General features: G+C 59.3%; 16 protein-coding genes. 8 read left to right on the top strand and 8 right to left on the bottom strand.

Annotated elements, in window-relative coordinates; all coding sequences use genetic code 11:
• Positions 1 to 92 precede the first annotated feature (92 nt).
• On the top strand, positions 93 to 818 hold the full coding sequence (locus tag ACX80D_RS10170; RefSeq protein ID WP_459322547.1) for a hypothetical protein: 726 nt from the start codon (positions 93 to 95) through the stop codon (positions 816 to 818).
• Positions 819 to 1,069: 251 nt separating this feature from the next.
• Here the strand turns inward: ACX80D_RS10170 and ACX80D_RS10165 are convergent, their stop codons facing one another.
• From ACX80D_RS10165 to ACX80D_RS10155, 3 genes are all read right to left on the bottom strand, one after another.
• On the bottom strand, positions 1,070 to 1,588 hold the full coding sequence (locus ACX80D_RS10165; RefSeq protein ID WP_459322546.1) for a GIY-YIG nuclease family protein: 519 nt from the start codon (positions 1,586 to 1,588) through the stop codon (positions 1,070 to 1,072).
• A gap of 20 nt (positions 1,589 to 1,608) precedes the next feature.
• On the bottom strand, positions 1,609 to 2,250 hold the full coding sequence (locus ACX80D_RS10160; protein ID WP_459322545.1) for a DMP19 family protein: 642 nt from the start codon (positions 2,248 to 2,250) through the stop codon (positions 1,609 to 1,611).
• Positions 2,251 to 2,416: 166 nt separating this feature from the next.
• On the bottom strand, positions 2,417 to 3,940 hold the full coding sequence (locus ACX80D_RS10155) for a helix-turn-helix domain-containing protein (RefSeq protein WP_459322544.1): 1,524 nt from the start codon (positions 3,938 to 3,940) through the stop codon (positions 2,417 to 2,419).
• Between the two features lie 128 nt (positions 3,941 to 4,068).
• On the opposite strand from ACX80D_RS10155, the gene aceA reads away from it, so the two are divergent.
• The 3 genes from aceA (at position 4,069) to ACX80D_RS10140 (ending at position 8,019) form a co-directional block, all read left to right on the top strand.
• Positions 4,069 to 5,391, top strand: coding sequence for an isocitrate lyase (aceA, locus tag ACX80D_RS10150; protein WP_459322543.1), 1,323 nt, complete (start codon positions 4,069 to 4,071; stop codon positions 5,389 to 5,391).
• An 86-nt stretch (positions 5,392 to 5,477) separates the two neighbouring features.
• Positions 5,478 to 7,133 (top strand): malate synthase A, encoded by a 1,656-nt coding sequence (gene aceB / locus ACX80D_RS10145; RefSeq protein ID WP_459322542.1) that lies wholly within the window; start codon positions 5,478 to 5,480, stop codon positions 7,131 to 7,133.
• 184 nt (positions 7,134 to 7,317) lie between these two features.
• Positions 7,318 to 8,019, top strand: coding sequence for a DsbA family oxidoreductase (locus ACX80D_RS10140; RefSeq protein WP_459322541.1), 702 nt, complete (start codon positions 7,318 to 7,320; stop codon positions 8,017 to 8,019).
• A 114-nt stretch (positions 8,020 to 8,133) separates the two neighbouring features.
• Here the strand turns inward: ACX80D_RS10140 and ACX80D_RS10135 are convergent, their stop codons facing one another.
• The 5 genes from ACX80D_RS10135 to ACX80D_RS10115 form a co-directional block, all read right to left on the bottom strand.
• Positions 8,134 to 8,973: a carbohydrate ABC transporter permease gene (locus ACX80D_RS10135; RefSeq protein WP_459322540.1), complete on the bottom strand. Its 840-nt coding sequence runs from the start codon at positions 8,971 to 8,973 to the stop codon at positions 8,134 to 8,136.
• Positions 8,966 to 9,940 (bottom strand): carbohydrate ABC transporter permease, encoded by a 975-nt coding sequence (locus ACX80D_RS10130; protein WP_459322539.1) that lies wholly within the window; start codon positions 9,938 to 9,940, stop codon positions 8,966 to 8,968. The genes ACX80D_RS10135 and ACX80D_RS10130 overlap by 8 nt, the downstream gene beginning before the upstream one ends.
• Before the next feature lie 119 nt (positions 9,941 to 10,059).
• A complete protein-coding gene (locus tag ACX80D_RS10125) occupies positions 10,060 to 11,364 on the bottom strand; it encodes an ABC transporter substrate-binding protein (protein WP_459322538.1) in 1,305 nt (434 codons plus the stop codon).
• 483 nt (positions 11,365 to 11,847) lie between these two features.
• Positions 11,848 to 12,963 (bottom strand): LacI family DNA-binding transcriptional regulator, encoded by a 1,116-nt coding sequence (locus ACX80D_RS10120; protein ID WP_459322537.1) that lies wholly within the window; start codon positions 12,961 to 12,963, stop codon positions 11,848 to 11,850.
• Between the two features lie 5 nt (positions 12,964 to 12,968).
• Complete coding sequence (locus tag ACX80D_RS10115; RefSeq protein ID WP_459322536.1) at positions 12,969 to 14,246, bottom strand: ROK family transcriptional regulator; 1,278 nt, start codon at positions 14,244 to 14,246, stop codon at positions 12,969 to 12,971.
• 138 nt (positions 14,247 to 14,384) lie between these two features.
• On the opposite strand from ACX80D_RS10115, the gene ACX80D_RS10110 reads away from it, so the two are divergent.
• From ACX80D_RS10110 to ACX80D_RS10095, 4 genes are read left to right on the top strand one after another with little or no spacing between them, the layout of a single operon-like run.
• Complete coding sequence (locus tag ACX80D_RS10110; protein ID WP_459322535.1) at positions 14,385 to 15,134, top strand: sugar phosphate isomerase/epimerase family protein; 750 nt, start codon at positions 14,385 to 14,387, stop codon at positions 15,132 to 15,134.
• A 5-nt stretch (positions 15,135 to 15,139) separates the two neighbouring features.
• Positions 15,140 to 16,246, top strand: a complete 1,107-nt coding sequence (locus ACX80D_RS10105) for a Gfo/Idh/MocA family protein (protein ID WP_459322534.1) — start codon at positions 15,140 to 15,142, stop codon at positions 16,244 to 16,246.
• 11 nt (positions 16,247 to 16,257) lie between these two features.
• The gene (locus ACX80D_RS10100; protein WP_459322533.1) at positions 16,258 to 17,487 is read left to right on the top strand and encodes a Gfo/Idh/MocA family protein; all 1,230 of its coding nucleotides are present in this window, start codon (positions 16,258 to 16,260) and stop codon (positions 17,485 to 17,487) included.
• Positions 17,484 to 18,485, top strand: coding sequence for a sugar phosphate isomerase/epimerase family protein (locus ACX80D_RS10095; protein WP_459322532.1), 1,002 nt, complete (start codon positions 17,484 to 17,486; stop codon positions 18,483 to 18,485). Before ACX80D_RS10100 ends, ACX80D_RS10095 begins: the two co-directional genes overlap by 4 nt.
• The last annotated feature ends 107 nt before the right edge of the window (positions 18,486 to 18,592 follow it).

The following is an 18,592-nucleotide window of genomic DNA, read 5'->3' as shown; positions in this document are numbered from 1 at the left end:
CTTCGATTCTTTCTATGCACCACGCTGCCTAATCGAATGGCGAACCATTGAACAGAGGACCGATCCCGTAGTGCCCCTGTAGTTTACTACTCATGCCTGAAGGATCGCCACACGCCACCATTCCCACGCCAAATCAGGCCACAGCATGGCTATCGCAACACCGGTACGACAAGTATCTGACTTTGGCATCCGGGGACCACCTGTTGGCCATGGAGATCTACGCATGGAGCTCAGAACTATCGTCAGCAATCCTCCGCGACCTGGCCCATGTGGAGGTCTCGGTTCGGAATGCCCTTGACGCGCAGTTGGCGCCAGCTTTTCCTGATTGGGCGGCACAGTCAGCACCTGAGTGGTTGTATCTGGAAAACGGCACACAGCGAGTACGTCTCCGACAGCAGAGACTCAACAGCGACGGGCTGAAGCTGCTTCGCAGCGCTCAACGCGATATCGGTGCCGCAGCTACCAACGGTATGGTCATAGCCAGACTGTCTTTCGGCTTTTGGCGGTTCCTCATCACGCCGAGGGCACGAGAAAGCACACTCTGGACTCCTTATCTACACAAGGCTTTTCCACGCGGAACAACCCGGGCCGACGTCGCAAAGTATCTGGATTCCGCAGTCAGCCTACGAAATCGGCTGGCCCACCTCGAACCCGTCGCCAGCGCCTCAACCAGCGTCACGAGGCGCCTGGAAGATATGAATTCCCTCTTCAAACTCGTTTCACCAGAAGTCCATGACTGGATCACGGACATCAGCGACGTTACAGAGATCATCAACCGCGCACCCCTCACCGGACTGATATCCACGAGCATCACCTGAACCTCATAGAACGGGCGGGTAAATATTGGCCAGCGAAAAAGTGCCATTCCACCCGCAGATTCCAGTTGCATCCCGACAACTCTTGCTTGCTGTCCCGCAGGAGATTCCCCTTAGGGAGCGTCAACCAACTCGTTCAGTGCCCACTCCGTCATGCCAGCATTGCCAGCATTGCCAGCATTGCCAGACGATGGTGACACGAAACTGAGAATAGTGACATCCAAAACGGGAACCTACACCTGTTGCTCGAGCCCTCAGCCCTTGTCGCGCAGAGCGTTGCGTTGAGCCGCCGTGGCAACACTCGAGACGTACAACTGCTCTGGCGTCAGCCCATCGCGGTTAAAGGGCGGCTGAAGTTCCGCGCGCAGGCCGTCCTCGAGCTCGGTGAGTTTGTCCAAGTCCAGCACCAGGCAAAAGGATGTGCCTAGATTGCTGACTATCCATGCGCTGAGGAGCTCTTCGTCAGCATCGGTCAGCCGCGGGTGTGCGGAGCGCCCGTGCCACTGAGCCTGGAGGCCGAGGATGGCTGCGAGCGAACGGCGAAAAGTGGACTTCGATGTTTGCACATCATGGTGCCGGGCCCGGCTGCGCAGGTTCGTTGCCCGGCCCACATAGATCAGATCCCCTCGTTTCAGTGGCTGCAATTCTGCGGGCCACTGAACATTCTTGGGCAGGCCGCCGGTCAGAAAACACTTGTACATGCCGGGACCAAAGGGCATCTCCTGCCACGCAGTTTTGGCGGGGGCAGTCTTGGTCCATTTGAGTTCGTTCATGGCTCGACCTTACGGCAAATTCATGCAGTGGCGCTGCCGGAATCCCCTCCGAGCACGATGAGTTCAGACTCATCGAACTCCTCGGTCTCAGCTTGGCGTTCTGCCATATCTGAAACCTGTGCCACGCGGTCACTGATGTGGGTCACCAGCTCTGATTCCTCCAACACCAGCAACCCGGGCTGACTGCGCAGCCATGCGGCATTGAGCCCGGTGACGTCCTCAGCCTCGAACAAATCCTCAAACTCAGCGTCCAAAGTTTCCATAGCGAGAGCCCCATCTGCGCGGTTACCTTGGATCTCGGCGCCGTCTTCTAGATAGTCCTCCAGCTCAGTTTCAGTGAGCAAATCATAGAGCGCAGCCGTGCGGTTGAAGAGTTCCAGGTGAGCCGTAGCTCCCATCGCCTCGAGCCCCTCGCGGACATAAGTGTCTAACTCGTCGCGGTCAGGCGACATGAAAACATACTGGGCGAATCCGCCGTCGAGCGCTTGAGTGATGTAAAAATCTACGAAGTAGCTGCGCAGCGCGTTCGGTGCAATCTCCGGCACGTTCAAGAGCGCCTGATACATGTTATTGACCACGGAGACATTGTCCCCGAGCACGTCTTCGTCGTTACCGGCAGCACCCGCCGCGGTCAGGACAACGGGAATGTGGTGGGTGGTCATGGGAGTTCCTCACTTTTGGCAGCGCTGGCACTTCTAAAGCTATGTTCCAGCTCGGGCCAGCAACCCCTTGCCCGAGTGAACGTCAGGCGAAGAAAGCGGGAACTTTTCCACGCTTCCTTCCCCAGCCCAATTCCACCCCCAGCCAGCCCAGGACAACCCGCACTCCCTATTTACCTTCGTGAGCGGCCAAGAACCGGTATACCTCGGTCTCATCAACACCAGGGAAAGCGCCCTGGGGCATGGCCGCTAACAGGTGTGAGTTGGCCCTGGTGGACGGCCATGCATTGCCAGCCCATTGCGCCGAAAGATCCGCTGGCGGACGGCGGCAGCAATCCGGATCCGGACACCGCGACTGCGAACGTTCCGTAGTTTCCCGGCCACGAAACCACTTCACATGCTCATACGGCACACCAATACTCAGTGAGTATTCTCCAGAGGAATGCCGCTCTGTGCGGGCCGTGCACCAGAATGTTCCCATCACCGTATCCGTGTACTGGTTGAAAGCACGGAACTTATCCGGCACATCAAATACCGCCCGGGAGGTCCACAGCCTGCACACGGCTTGGCCCTCAATCGCGCCGGTGTGATCGGCGGGGAAGTTCACGCCGTCGTTCTCGTAGGCCTTGTGAATGATCCCGGATTCATGCACCTTCTGGAAATGCGTGGTGATCCCCAGATGTTCCGTAGCCAAGTTTGTAAACCGGTGCGCGGCCGTTTCGTAAGAGACAGCAAAGGCATCCCGAATGTCCTCAATGGCCAGCTCCTTGGCCGATTTTGCGGTCTGCAGGAAGTCCACGGTGGCGCGTTCAGGCATGAGCAGCGAGGCCGCAAAATAATTCGTGTACACGCGCTGGCGCAGAAAGTCCGAATAATCCTTCGGCGTCTCATGCCCCAACACGTAGTGGCCCAGCGCCTGCAACAACACCGAGCGCGGGTCATGATCCGAGCGTTGGCCCTGCGTGAGATAAATTCGGCGATTCTTCAAATCCGTCACGGACCGGGTGGAATGCGGCAAATCCCCCACGTAATGCAGGTCGAAACCGAGGTGCTCGGCAACGTCCGCCGCCACATGGTGGGAGAGCGGACCATGGTCATGCCCCACCGCCTTCAACAGGTCCTGCGCCTGCCGCTCAATCTCCGGGTAATAGTTGTTGCGTTCACGCATTTCCATCCGCAACTCATTGTTGGCCCGGCGCGCTTCCTCAGGCGTGGCCGACTGCTCATCCAGCCGCCGTTCCAGCTCATGCTGCAGCCCCACCAACGACTCCAAAACTTCCGTGGATAGCCGCGAGCTGACACGCACTGTGGGCAATCCCAGCGATTGGTATAGCGGGCCGCGCTGCGCCCTTTCCAACTCAATTTCCAGCGCTGCCCGACGGCTGGGCGGCTCGTTCCCCAACAACTGATCAAGCCCGACGCCGAGTGCCCCAGCGAGCGCCTGCAGCAGCCCCAACTTGGGTTCCCGTTTACCGTTCTCAATCAAGGAAAGTTGCGACGGCGCAGCCCCCACCTTTGCGCCCAAATCATCCAGAGTCATGCCCTGGGTTTTGCGAAGATGACGCACTCTCCGGCCCAGGGAAATGATGTCCAATTCATGGGTGGCAGCCGCTATCTTGCCACCTGCCCCGAACGCTTCGCCTGTGTTCCAGCCCACATTGATCATTTCTTGAGGATACGTGAAGAACTGCAAATCTTTCCACCAATTTGCTCTAGTAACCCCTTGAAAAGCTCGGAATAGTAGAAATCACGAAGAAGGAACACGGAACTACACGGTGATCCTCGGTCTTCGAGAATCAAACTACTAAGGAGCTTTCCATCATGACTGCAGCACATGAACCCGCAATGACGCCGGAACAGATTCGTGCCCAGGCTGTTGCCGCCCTCGAGCTCGAGTGGGCTGCCAACTCCCGCTGGGACGGCGTGGAACGCTCCTTCAGCGCTGAAGATGTCATCAAGCTCCGTGGCCGTGTCCAGGAAGAAAACACGCTGGCACGCCGAGGTTCTGAGAAATTGTGGAACCAGCTGCGCAACGCAACTCCCGGCAGTTACACCAACGCTTTGGGCGCCCTCACCGGAAACCAGGCTGTCCAGCAGGTCAAGGCCGGTTTGAAGGCTATCTACCTCTCCGGCTGGCAGGTTGCCGCTGATGCCAACTCCAACGGCAACACTTATCCGGACCAGTCTCTCTACCCCGTGGACTCGGTTCCCAAGGTTGTTCGCCGCATCAATAACGCCCTCCTGCGGGCAGACCAGATTGAATTCTCCGAGAACCTGCAAACCGTTGAAGACTGGCTGGTGCCGATTGTGGCCGACGCCGAGGCCGGCTTTGGCGGCCCCCTGAACGCGTACGAGCTCATGAAATCCATGATCGGCTCCGGCGCCTCCGGCGTTCACTGGGAAGATCAACTTGCCAGCGAAAAGAAGTGCGGGCACCTGGGCGGCAAGGTTTTGATCCCCACGGCCCAGCATGTCCGGACGCTGAACGCGGCAAGGCTCGCAGCCGACGTCGCCGGTGTCCCTACAGTCATCATTGCCCGCACGGACGCCGAAGCCGCCACCTTGATCACCTCGGATGTGGATGAGCGCGATCAGCCGTTTATCACCGGCGAGCGCACAGCCGAAGGTTTCTACCACGTCAAGAACGGGCTAGAGCCTTCCATTGCCAGGGCCCGCGCCTACGCACCCCACTCTGACCTGATCTGGATGGAGACCGGAACCCCGGATCTTGAGCACGCGGCGAAGTTTGCTGAAGGCGTCAAGTCCGAGTTCCCCGACCAGATGCTGGCCTACAACTGTTCACCGTCGTTCAACTGGAAAAAGCATTTGGATGACGCCACCATCGCCAAGTTCCAACGAGAGCTCGGCGCCATGGGATACACCTTCCAGTTCATCACCTTGGCTGGTTTCCACTCCCTGAACTACTCGATGTTTGATCTTGCCCATGGCTACGCCCGCAACGGCATGAGTTCCTACGTCGAACTGCAGGAGCGAGAATTCGACTCCGAAAAACGCGGCTACACCGCAACCAAGCACCAGCGCGAAGTGGGCACAGGCTACTTCGATCTGGTGGCGACCGCCCTGAATCCAAACAGCGGCACCCTCGCATTGGCTGGTTCCACAGAAGCCCAGCAGTTCCACTAACCTTTTTGGCTCATGGCGCGTGTTCTGGACTCCACGGATCCAGAACACGCGCCATCACCGGCATTTTTTGCTCAGGAGACTCTCCCATGAACTCAACGAATAGCTTGAACGGCATCACGTTCAATGGCATCACCATGACCGCACCTCCCATCCACCGTCAAGATGAAATCCTGACCCCTGAGGCCCTGGACTTCATCGCCGCGCTCAACCGCACCACGACGGCGCGACGCACGCAATTGCTCGAGGCTCGCCGCACACGTCGCTCCCAGATCCTCAGCGGTTCCGATCCACGGTACCTGCGCGAAACCGCACACATCCGTGAGGATCACCGCTGGCGCGTTGCTCCTCCGGCACCTGGTTTGGAAGATCGCCGCGTGGAAATCACCGGTCCTGTTGACCGCAAGATGACCATCAACGCCTTGAACTCCGGTGCCAAGGTGTGGCTGGCGGACATGGAGGATTCCTCCACCCCCACGTGGGGCAATGTCATCCGTGGCCAGTTGAATTTGATTGATGCCTTGGAGCGTCGGATCGACTTCACTAGCCCGGAAGGCAAAGAGTACAAGCTGGCGCCGCAGGAGGAAATGCCCACTATAGTGGTCCGCCCTCGCGGCTGGCACTTGCCGGAGAAGCATCTGTTGATCAACGGCAAGCCGATGGCCGGCGGCATTGTTGACTTTGGGCTGTACTTCTTCCACAACGCACGCCGCCTGATCGCGCAGGGCAAGGGCCCCTACTTCTATCTGCCGAAGATTGAAAACCACCAAGAAGCCCGCCTCTGGAATGACATCTTCATTCAGGCACAGGAGCTACTCGGCATCCCGCAAGGTACCATCCGCGCTACGGTTTTGATTGAGACCATCACCGCTGCCTTCGAGATGGAAGAAATCCTGTACGAACTGCGTGATCACGCTGCCGGCCTGAACGCTGGCCGCTGGGACTACTTGTTCTCCGTCATCAAGAACTTCCGCACCCGCGGCCCGCGCTTTGTGCTCCCGGACCGCAACCAAATCACCATGACGGCACCGTTCATGCGGGCCTACACCGAGCAGTTGGTCCGCGCCTGCCACACCCGCGGCGCCATGGCCATTGGCGGCATGGCAGCGTTTGTTCCGAACCGTCGCGATCCGGAGGCTAACGCCAATGCCATGGAGAAGGTCCGCGCAGATAAGACCCGTGAAGCCAACGACGGCTTCGACGGATCCTGGGTGGCCCACCCGGATCTGGTCCCCGTAGCCATGGAGGTCTTCGATGAGGCCTTGGGGTGGAACCCGAACCAAATCAACCGCACCCGCGAAGAGGTGGAACTCGATGACCGTGCCTTGTTGAACATCGCTGGCACTCAGGGCAACATCACTGAAGAGGGCATCCGGGACAACATCTGGGTGGGCGTCCAATACATCGAGTCCTGGTTGCGAGGCCACGGAGCCGTCGCCCTGAACAACCTCATGGAGGATGCCGCCACCGCGGAGATCTCCCGCTCCCAGATTTGGCAGTGGATCCACAGCCAGGCCATCACGGACACTGGCGAACTCATCACCTACGACTGGGTCAAGGAGATGCTCGAAGAAGAGTTCGCACGGCTCCCCCGCTTCGATGCGGACCGCTTCGAAGACGCCCTGGAGATCTTCACGGACGTGGCACTGGGCGAGGACTTCCCCGCCTTTTTGACCACCTCGGCCTACGCCAACTACCTGCACGCGAGCTCCGAGCAGCCAGAACTGCAGCTCTCAGCAGCATAAGTTTGGTTGCCGCACCGGATGCGACGCCACTGCACACCCGAAATCCGGGTTCCGGTGGGGCAGCCTTAATTTCACATCGAGTTGACGGATGATGTTGATGTTTCACGGAAACATCAACATCATCCGTCAACTCGATTCTGTGTGACGCCGGAATATCCACCGAACCACCCCCGTTACCGCAAGTATGAAGATTGAAATCTGGTCCGACGTGGCCTGCCCCTGGTGCTACATTGGCAAGCGCCGTTTTGAAACCGCTCTCGAGGCTTTCCCGCACAAGGAATCCGTGGACGTCCAGTGGCGCAGCTACCAGCTGGATCCCACCCTCCCGGAACACTATGACGGCACTGAGCTCAGCTACCTCAGCGAGCGCAAGGGCATGGACCCGGCGCAGGTAGCTGGCATGTTCGCGCACGTCACCGAGCAGGCCGCGGGTGAAGGCCTCAACTACAAGTTCGACGACGTGGTGGTGGCCAATAGCTTTAACGCCCACCAGCTGCTGCATTTGGCCAAGGCGCACAGCTTGGGAGACGTCGTCAAGGAATCGCTGCTGTCGAATCATTTTGAGCACGGAGCGGACATTGGCTCCCGCGATGCGCTCGTGAAGATCGGCACCGAGGCTGGCTTGTCAGCTGCTGACATCAACGAAGCGTTGGACACCGATAAGTACGCCGATGATGTCCGCCATGACATTGCCGAGGGCCGCGCCATTGGTGTTCAAGGCGTTCCGTTCTTTGTCATTGACCGCAAATACGGTATCTCAGGAGCTCAGCCTGCCGAAGTATTCGGCCAGGCGCTGGATCAGGCCTGGCAGGAAGCAAACCCGCTGACGATGGTCGCGTCCGGTTCCGATGCCGAAGCGTGTGGCCCGGACGGCTGCGCCATTTAGCGTTCCCCTTTTGCCGCCGATAATGCCCGGTGCCGCTGATATATCAGCGGCACCGGGCATTATCGGCGGCATTTTTCATTGGAGCCGGTGCGTGCCGGCGTCGAACGTAGCGGATTACTTAACGGCACCAGCGGTCAGGCCGGCCACGAAGTTCTTCTGCAGGAGCAAGAAGCCAATCACGATTGGGATGGAGACCACCACGGAGGCGGCCATGATCTGGTTCCAGTAGACGTTGGTCTGTGTCGAATAGAGCTGGAGGCCAACGGCAAGGGTTCGGTTCGCGTCGGTGGTCATGACCGAGGCGAACAGGACTTCACCCCAACTGGTCATGAAGCTGTAGATGGCGACCGCGACCAGGCCCGGGCGGGCTGTGGGCAAGATAATGGTGAACAGGGTCCGCATTGGCCCGCAGCCATCCACCTTGGCGGCCTCATCGAGTTCGCGCGGAATGCCGTTGAAGTAGCCGGCGAGCATCCAGATGGAGAATGGCAGCGAGAACGTCAGGTAGGTGATGATCAGACCGGCTCGCGTTCCCACTAGCTGGACACCGAAGTTGGTGTTGATGTTCACGAAGATCAGGAACAAAGGCAGCAAAAAGAGGACGCCGGGCAGCATCTGGGTGGAGAGCACCGCACCGGAGAACAGTGACCGGCCGCGGAAGGTGTAGCGCGAAACTGCGTAGGCGGCGAAGATCGCGATGATGAGCGAGAGGATCGTGGCTACCGTCGAGACCACCACGGAGTTCATGAAGTAGTCGGCTAGCGGGACGGTCTTCCACATGTCAATGTAGGGCTGAATGGTCAACGATTCAGGCCACCAGGTGAATGCACCTTGGACATCTTTAAGCGGCTTCAATCCCGAGATAACCATGACGTAGATGGGGATGATCGTGAAAATGCTGAGTGCGGTAATCGTGACGACTCTAAAGATCTTTGTTCCGGTTGTGTCATGCATTGTCTTTCCTCCGGTTCATGAAGAGAACGTAGATTCCGCTGACAACCGAGAGGAAGAGCAGGAGCAGTACTGACATGGCGGCACCCGAGCCGAAGTTCCACGTCAAGAATGAGGCGTTGTAAATGTGGAAAGAGATCAGGTCGCCGGCGGGCGGCTGCGAGCCGCCGAAGAGAACGAATGGAGTGTTGAAGTCGTTGAAAGTCCAGAGGAACATCACCAGAACCAGGGACATGTTCACCGGGCGCAGCATCGGCAGCGTAATGTTCCACCACTGGCGTAGCGGCTTGGCGCCGTCGACGGATGCAGCTTCGTAGATGTCGGTGGGGACGGACTGGAGTCCGGCCATCAGCATCAAGAACGCGAAGGGCCAAAGTCTCCAGATCGCAACAATGACTACGGCGACGAAGGCGTTATCACCGATCAGCCAGAAAGGCTTGTCGCCGGGGAGTCCCAAATTGTCGAACAAGAGGTGGTTAAGCGCTCCGTTATCCTTCTGCAGGATGAACTTCCAGGCGATGACACCGGCGTACATGGGCAGTGCATACGGAATCAAAAAGAGTGTGCGGAAGACTGCGCGTCCGGGGAAAACCTTCTGCAGCGCTACAGCCGCAGCCATGCCCAGCAACCATGAGAATCCGACGACCAGGATGGTGAAGGCTACGGTGATCCCGAAAGATTTCAGCAGCCCCATGCCTACAGCGGAGTTGAAGTCGAGAGCGATCTCGTAGTTTTTGAAACCGACAAACGGGGCGTTGCCCCAGTTGGAGATATACATTTTGGTGAGCTTGAGGAAGCTCATCCAAATGCCGGTCACCATGGGAACAATGTGGATGACAAGTTCAAAGATGACGGCGGGGGCCAGCAGCGCGTACGGCAGCCACCAGCCGGCACGACGAGGCTTACGCTCTCTCCGTTCGGCTGCCCCGGCGGAGGAGCCGGAATTTTTTACGGCGGTGGAAGCAGACACTGCGGACACACACCTTTCTACAAGAAATTGAGGGTTGGAAGCGGCGGATTATTGGGTCCACACTGGCCAGGGCCCCAGTTACAGGTCTTTGGTGACCCGAAACTGGGGCCCGGACGGTGTTACATTGCTGCTTCGACTGCCTGCTGTGCTGTTTCCAGGGCCTTCTTGATGTCTTCCTTGGTGACCGTACCGCCGGAGGCGATGGTTGCGAACATCTGGTTCATTGCCTTGCCGACCGTGCTTTCGAACTGATCCTCGGCCGCAACTAGGGGAAGCGGTGCTGACTTGTTCTCATAGATGTCAGAGAACGTTTTGGCCAGTTCTGCATCTTCTGTAAAGGTGGGTGTTACGCCAGCCAGCACAGGAAGGGCTGCAAACGGCTTGTCCAAGGCAGCCTGAGTGTCTTCACTGGTCATGAAATTCACGAACTCCAGTGCAGAATCCTTGTTCTTCGTGTTCTTGAAGATAGACATATTGATACCAGCCACCATGGTGGCAATATTCTTGCCCGCTGCAGGTGCCGGGAAGGCTACAACACCGAAGGCGTCATCGGCCATGCCCTGTGAGGCGATGGAGCTATTGGCGTTGTTCTGGCTGATGACCATGGCAGATTTGCCGGTGGCGAAATCGTTGATGGCCTGTGTTGCATTGTCGTATTGGGCGTCCCCGGGAGCAACTACCTTATCTGTCTGCATCAAGTCCAAGTAGCGGGCAATGCCGTCTACGATTCCATCCGAGGTGAAGGTGGGATTGCCGTCGGCATCGAAGAACTCTGCACCGTTCTGGGCTGCGTTGATGAAGGCAAAGTGTGAGTTCTCGGTGTAGCTGCCTGCCGCGAGTGAGAATCCATGGACGTCACCGGTGGTCAGTTTCTTAGCAGCTGCAACCATTTCTTCCCAGGTGGTGGGAGGAGTCACGCCGGCATCCTTGAACATTGCCTTGTTGTAGTACAGCCCGTAAGCCAATCCATAGAGCGGCACCGAAGTGGGGTCCTGACCAGGCATGCCACCGGTGTCCATGGCGGTCTTGACGAACTTGTCCCTGCCACCAATTGCGGTAAAAGCTGCATCGTCGAACGGCAGGAAAGCTCCGGTGGACTGCAGTGATGCAGCCCAGGTGTTGCCAATGTTCAATACATCCGGCGCCTGACCGGAAGTGACAGCCGTCTGGATGCGGGTCTGAAGATCATTCCACCCAATAACTTCAAGGTTGACCTTGATACCGGTTTCTTCCTCGAACTTTTCCAGCTGCGGGGTGAGGACTTCTTTATCGTTGTCCACGCTGGTGCCCTGGTTGCTGGCCCAGTAAGTGATGCTCTTGCCACCTGCATCAGTGGAATCACTGCCGGTGCCGCCGCTGCAACCGGTGGCTGTAATGGCGAATGCTGCGATGGCCGCGACTGCGGCAAAAGTACGTCTTTTCACTTCCGTGACTTCCTTGTCTGTGGGAGAACTGTTCGTAAAACTCGAACTGTGGGACCTTTTCAGGCTCGCGTTGCTCGATATTGAACCAAACCTAGATGAACTTATGTCGAGGGTCAATCAAAAGTAAGAAAATCTTTGAAATAATAACTACTTGCAACTTCATCAGCGCCCAAAAGTACCAACCAAGAGAAAGTGACCGCCTCAGTCGCATGCCCCATAATCCGCTAAACGAAGGGAAATTCTCACTATGAAGCCTGATGTAACCACCATAACTGAACCGGTTCAGCGATGGCCCCTTGTTATCAATCCGTTATAACTTCTTTGGATAGTGCGCCCGTCAAAATATGTGGGCAGAACAGTGGTAGGCGCGCGCCTCTTCGGCGCCCCTCGCTGATGCGTCTGCCCGGGGCGGGCCGTGCACCCGGGCAGGCACCTGCCAGTTCCCGGTAGCCGCAGCTACCTCCGGCTCTACAGGAATCCGCCCTAGCGGGAGTTGCGCCCTAGGCTCTCGCGTACCTTCAGGAGGCCAGGTGCTGCCTCGATATTGCGTGGTTCATGGCCGGAAATCAGTTCCAGCAGCAGCTGGGCGGAGTTGCGCCCCAGATCGGCCACGCTGCGGCCCAAAGCTGCCAGACCGGGGGAACTGACACGGCACAAGATTGAGTCATCCCAGCTGACTGCAGAAACTTGCTCGGGAACACGCAACTTCAGTCGCTGGAGAGCCTGCAAACCGCCCACTGCCATGAGGTCATTGCCGTAGATGATTGCCGTGGGGAAATCAGGTGACCCTGGGACCAAGCCGGCCATGACAGCGACAGTTGCAGCGCCGCCGTCGTCCGCGGAATAATCCGAGGGACACAGCACCACGGTCATTCCTAGACGTGCTGCATACGCGCTGATGTACTCGGTTTTACGTTCCTCATGCAGGAAATCCACCGGCCCGGAAATGAAGGCAATGTGTCGGTGCCCGCGCTCATGGAGAGCCTGCACCACAGTGGCCGCGTCCGCCGCCTGCGAGACGGTGACATTGGAGCTTCGGGCCGCGGGGAGCACCTCCGTGCCAGCCCCTAAACGCACAAAGGGCATCCCGAATCGGTTGAGCACGGGTGGGCGAGGATCATCGCGGACGTGATCAAAGAGGATGACCCCGTCAACCCGCCCCTCCCCCGCCCAACGCTCATACACGGCAAGGTCTCGGGTGTGGGAATCCGGCACGGTGAGGGGGTTGACCATACGCAGCATCAGACTCATGTCGTGCGCGCCGAGAACCCCTTCGATCCCGGCGAGAATGCTCATGTAGAACGGTTCAACACCAATTTGTTCGGGATCGCGGAACAACACAATGCCGACCGCATCGCTACGAGATTGCGAGAGCGCCCGGGCGCTGGAACTGGGGTACCAGCCAAGCTCGCCAGCTAGCGCAAGCACGCGCGCTCTGGTGGTTTCGCTGACACCGGACTGACCGTTGAGCGCATAAGAAACCGACGCTTTGGAGATGCCCAACGTGGTGGCTAGATCACTGATGGTGACCTTGCCCGGCTGGGGCTTGCTTGCCTGGACCTTTCCGGGCTGCGGACTTCTCGGCTGCGCGGCGTCCATGCCACTCATCCTTGCGCGTTGGCGGCGACGATCCGCTCGACCGACGCCGGTGCGAGGATGTGGTCAATCACCATGCGGCCAGCACCTAGTACCCCGGCATGGTCACCGGCCATTGATTGGACGATTCGCAGCCGCGCTGTAGCAAGCGGCAGGGAGCGTTGATACACGATCTCCCGCACTCCTGCCATCAGATATTCTCCCGCCGAGGACAGCCCTCCACCAATGACAATCACGGACGGGTTAAGCAAGTTTACGGAGGCCGCCAAGACATCGCCAACATCGCGCCCGGCCTGCCGCATGGCTTGAATCGCGACCAGATTCCCCCTGCGCGCCAACTCCAAAACATCCTCGCCACTATGCGCCGGAACACCGCCGGCAGAGAGTGCTGCAGCCACGGCAGGCCCCGACGCCATGGCCTCCAAACAACCGAAATTACCGCAGCGACACAGCACCTCGCCACCACGGGGAACCCGCACATGGCCCATGTCCCCGGCCGTCCCATCGGCGCCGCGTTGCAGCCGTCCGCCGCTGATAATGCCAGCCCCAATGCCCGTGGCCACCTTGATAAAGAGCAGATCCTGCGCGTCAGGCCAGTAGTGCGCGCGCTCCCCCAAAGCCATAATATTGACGTCGTTATCCACCAGCACATCCGTGGGAAAACGCTGTTGCACGTAGGCCGGCACATCAAAACCGTCCCACCCCGGCATGATGGGCGGGCTCGCAGGCCGCCCTGTGGAATGTTCCACGGGCCCAGGAAGACCAATGCCGATCCCCACGAGTTCTCTTTCGTGGCGTCCAGCCGTGGCGAAAACCTGCCTACATTGCTCCAGCACCTCATCCAGCACCGCGGTGGGCCCGGCAGCAATATCAATGGAAGTCCGCAGCTCGCTCAACACCCGTCCGCCCAGGTCCGTCAGCGCAATCAAAACATGGGTGGCCCCAATATCCACAGCCAGAATCACCCTTGCTGAGGGATGAAAAGCAAAGCGCGACGGCGGACGTCCACCAGAGGAGATGGCCTCACCTGCCGGGCCAATCAGGCCAGCAGCGGTGAGCGCGTCAATGCGTGCGGCAACCGTTGAGCGGGCCAACCCCGTGACCTCTGCCAGTTCCGCTCGGGTACGAGCTTGGCCGTCTCTTAGGATTTGAAAAACGTCCCCGGCTCGTGCGTGGCCGACTTGCTCGGGGACGCGCGATGCAGTGCCATCGCTGGTGGCCACTGGGCTGGCGATAGGGCTAGCGACTGAGTTGCGCGGCGTTTGCTGGAGTGGGGTCTTAGCCATTCCCAATAGATAACACATGCACTTCCATCTGTCATAATCTAAAGCTTCGTGCGTCAGTCCTTAACTTTTGCTTGACGATCGGCATAAGTTCCCCTAAGTTGAACCGTGAACACACTTTCATGCTTTCGAGGAGTTTCAATGTCGTATTCCCTTCAGCTGTACACAGTCCGCAAGCCCCTTGAAGAAGACTTGCCCGGAACCATTGCCCGCGTCGCTGAGCTTGGCTTCACCCAGGTTGAGCCCTACAACTTCGTCGCCACGGCCGATGCTCTCGCTGCTGCGTTCACGGCGAACGGCATCACCGCACCGTCAGGCCACGCGCCCTTGCTCAGCGCTGATCAGGACGAAATCTTTGCAGCGGCCAAGAAGCTGGGCATCACCACCGTGATTGACCCATTCATCCCTGCCGATCGCTGGCAGAGCGCCGAAGACGTCCAGAAGATCGCCGAAGGTCTCAACGCTGCCGCCAAGAAGGGTGCCGAATATGGAATCCGCGTGGGTTACCACAACCACCAGTGGGAGTTGGAGTCCACCATCAACGGCACCACGGCCCTGCAGTACTTTGAAACACTGCTGGATCCAGAACTCATCTTGGAAGTAGATACCTACTGGGTGTCCGTGGGTGGCGCTAACGCCGTTGACGTGCTGACTAGCTTGGGCGATCGCGTGCAGCTGATCCACATTAAGGACGGCCCTTTGACCACGGATAACCTGGCTCAAGTTCCTGCCGGTCAGGGCCAGGTCCCGGTTTGGGATGTCATTGCAGCCGCCAAGTCAATGGAAGTTGGCGTGGTTGAATTCGATGACTACGCCGGCGACATCTTCGAAGGCATCGCTGCCAGCCTTGCCTTCCTCAACGCAGGAAACGTCAAAGCCGGAAAGGCCTAATTACCATGGCAAAAACAGGACCCGTCGGCATTGCCTTCATTGGCGCTGGCAACATCAGCAAGCAGTACCTAGACAACCTGACCACGTTCCCTGATGTGAAGGTGCTGGTCATTGCCGACCTCTTCGAGGAGGCAGCAGCTGCACGCGCCGCTGAGTACGGCGTAGAAATTTCCGGCGGCGTCGAGGTGGCGCTCAACCACCCCGACGTTGAAATCATCGTCAACTTAACCATTCCGGCCGCCCACGTAGAAGTTGCCACGGCAGCCGTCCGTGCAGGCAAGCACGTCTGGACCGAAAAGCCGTTCTCCCTGGATCGGGAAAGCGGCCTGGGCCTGCTCAAAGAAGCAGACGCTGCCGGCGTTCGTCTTGGCTGCGCACCGGATACATTCCTTGGCGCTGGCCTGCAGACGGCTCGCCGCCTGATTGACAGTGGAGCCATTGGCACCCCGCTGACAGCGCTGACCATGTTCCAGTCCCCCGGCCCGGAGTCATGGCACCCGAACCCCGCGTTCTTGTTCCAGGAAGGTGCCGGTCCGCTCTTTGATATGGCTCCGTACTACCTGACCACTCTGGTCCAGGCGTTTGGCCCACTTTCCAGGGTGGCTGCCGTGGGCAACACCGCGTTCCCCACCCGCACCATTGGCTCCGGCGCGAAGGAAGGCGAGGTGTTCGACGTCGAAGTTCCCACTCACGTCAGTGCCATCGCCCAGTTCGAATCCGGCGCCTCCTCGCACAGCGTTTTCAGCTTCGAGTCCCCCCGCCCGCGTATGGGATTTGTCGAGATCACCGGCACCGAAGGCACAATTTCACTGCCTGACCCGAACAACTTCGACGGCGAGATCCAGATCTTCAAGAGCGGCGACGAAGATTGGACCACCATTCCCGCAGAAGGTCCGGACCATGGCCGCGGATTGGGCGTGCTGGACATGGCCCGTTCCATCCGCGCCGGCGTGCCGCAGCGCGCCACGGGCGAACTCGCGTACCACATCCTCGATGCCATGGTCTCGATCACGGAGTCCGTCAACAGCGGAGAATTCGTTGATGTTGCCAGCTCCGCCCCGAGCTCCGAGCCAGTGCCCGTTGACTGGGCACCCACCGCCGCAACCCTCTAGGAATCACACACATGACCTCCCCTCAATCACCGGCCGCACCCCTTGCGGAGGCACAGCCGCTGGACCCGCGTCCGTCGGCGATCCGCACCTTGGGCGTGGCTGCCATTGGCTACGCGTTCATGGGCCAAGCCCACTCCAACGCTTGGCGCACCGTAGCCAACCACTTCGACGTCCCTGACTTTGAACAAAAGGTCTTGGTGGGCCGGGACGCCGTAGCCGTTGCTGCCGCCGCCAAGAAGTATGGCTGGAGCGAATCAGCCACCGATTGGCGGGAGGTCGTTGCCCGCGAGGACATTGACATTGTGGACATCTGCGCTCCCGGCTGGCTGCACGCTGAAATTGCGACGGCGGCACTCGCTGCGGGCAAGCACGTGCTGGTGGAGAAGCCCCTGGCCAACTCCATGGCCGAATCCGAGATTATGGTGGCCGCCGCGCAGGCCGCCCGCGCGCAAGGCGTCCGCTCCATGGTGGGTTTCAATTACCGCCGCATCCCCGCACTGGCTTTGGCTCGCAAGCTCATCGCCGATGGTGAGCTGGGCAGCATCCGTCAGGTCCGCGCGTCGTACTTACAGGACTGGCTGGCCGACAGCGAATCCCCTATGACGTGGCGGTTGCGCAAGGAAACTGCAGGCTCCGGCGCGTTGGGCGACATTGCATCGCACGCCATCGATCAGGTTCAGTACCTGCTCGGCGACACCGTCACCGAGGTCTCCGGCAAGCTGCACACGTTCACCACCGAGCGGCCTGGCCCCGATGGGCTTGAACCCGTCACGGTCGACGACGCAGCCTGGGCCACGCTGTCCATGGCCAGTGGCGCTGTGGCCAGCGTAGATGTTTCGCGCGTGGCACTAGGCCAGAAAAACGCCCTCCGCGTGGAGGTTTATGGGACCACCGGAGCACTGACGTTCAACTTGGAAAACCCCAACGAGCTGTACTTCCTCAACGGCACAGAGCCGATTGAGGTCCAGGGCTTCAGGCGGATCCTCGTCACAGAACCTGAACATCCCTATATTTCTGGTTGGTGGCCGCAGGGGCACGTGATTGGCTGGGAGCATAGCTTCACGCATCAGATCCGCGATTTCCTGCTGAACATTGCCACCGGAGAAGACCCGTCGCCGTCGTTCGAGGAAGGGTACGGTGTGCAGCAGGTCTTGGCGGCCATCGAGGCCTCTTCGGAAGCCGGCGGAAGCAGCGTCACCATCCCCCAACTCATCACCACTTCAAAAGGACTGAACGCATGAGCCGCCCGTACACCTTGTTCACCGGCCAGTGGGCCGATCTCCCGCTCGAAGAAGTGGCCAAACTGGCTTCCGGATGGGGCTATGAGGGCCTGGAAATTGCGTGCTCGGGTGATCATTTGGACCCGTGGCGTTGGGACGAGCCCGGCTATGTTGCCGGCAAGCTCGCCATGCTTGAAAGCTACGGCCTGAAGGTCTGGGCCATCTCCAACCACCTCAAGGGTCAGGCCGTGTGCGATGATCCCATCGACTTCCGCCATCAAGCCATTGTGGGCTCGAAGGTGTGGGGTGACGGCGATGCTGAAGGCGTCCGTCAGCGTGCCGCCGAGGAAATGAAGCACACGGCCCGCCTTGCGCAGGCGCTGGGTGTTAAGACGGTAGTCGGTTTCACCGGTTCCTCGATCTGGCAGTATGTGGCCATGTTCCCGCCCGTGCCAGAGTCCGTGATCGAGGCCGGTTACCAAGACTTCGCTGACCGCTGGAACCCCATCCTGGACGTTTTTGACGAATGTGGTGTGCGCTTTGCTCACGAGGTTCACCCCTCAGAGATCGCCTACGACTACTGGACTACCGTGCGCACACTGGAGGCCATTGGGCACCGCCCCGCGTTTGGTCTGAACTGGGATCCTTCACACTTCATGTGGCAGGGCATTGACCCGGTCTCCTTCATTTGGGACTTCAAGGACCGGATTTACCATGTGGACTGCAAGGATACGAAGCTGCGCCCCACCGGCCGCAACACGGTCATGGGCTCGCACCTGCCGTGGGGAGATCCGCGCCGCGGCTGGGACTTCGTCTCGGCGGGCCGGGGCGATGTGCCCTGGGAATCCTCCTTCCGCGCACTGACAGCTATTGGCTACGACGGACCCATCTCCATCGAGTGGGAAGACGCCGGCATGGACCGCCTGCAGGGTGCTCCCGAAGCACTGGCAGCACTGAAGAAGTTCGATTTTGCCCCGTCCGCGTTGTCCTTTGACGCCGCGTTCAGCAACCAGGACTGATTCGCTATTCGCCGAGTCAGACGGAGAGCTGGCGAGGCACAAGGCTTACAACGTCTTCCTTAGTAGCCGTCCTTCCTACTCCGCATCCTGCGTTCAGGGGGAGTTCT

It is taken from the genome of Arthrobacter sp. Sr24, assembly GCF_054511175.1.
The sequence above is the reverse complement of the archived record's forward strand: the minus strand, read 5'-3'. Positions and strand labels throughout refer to the sequence as shown.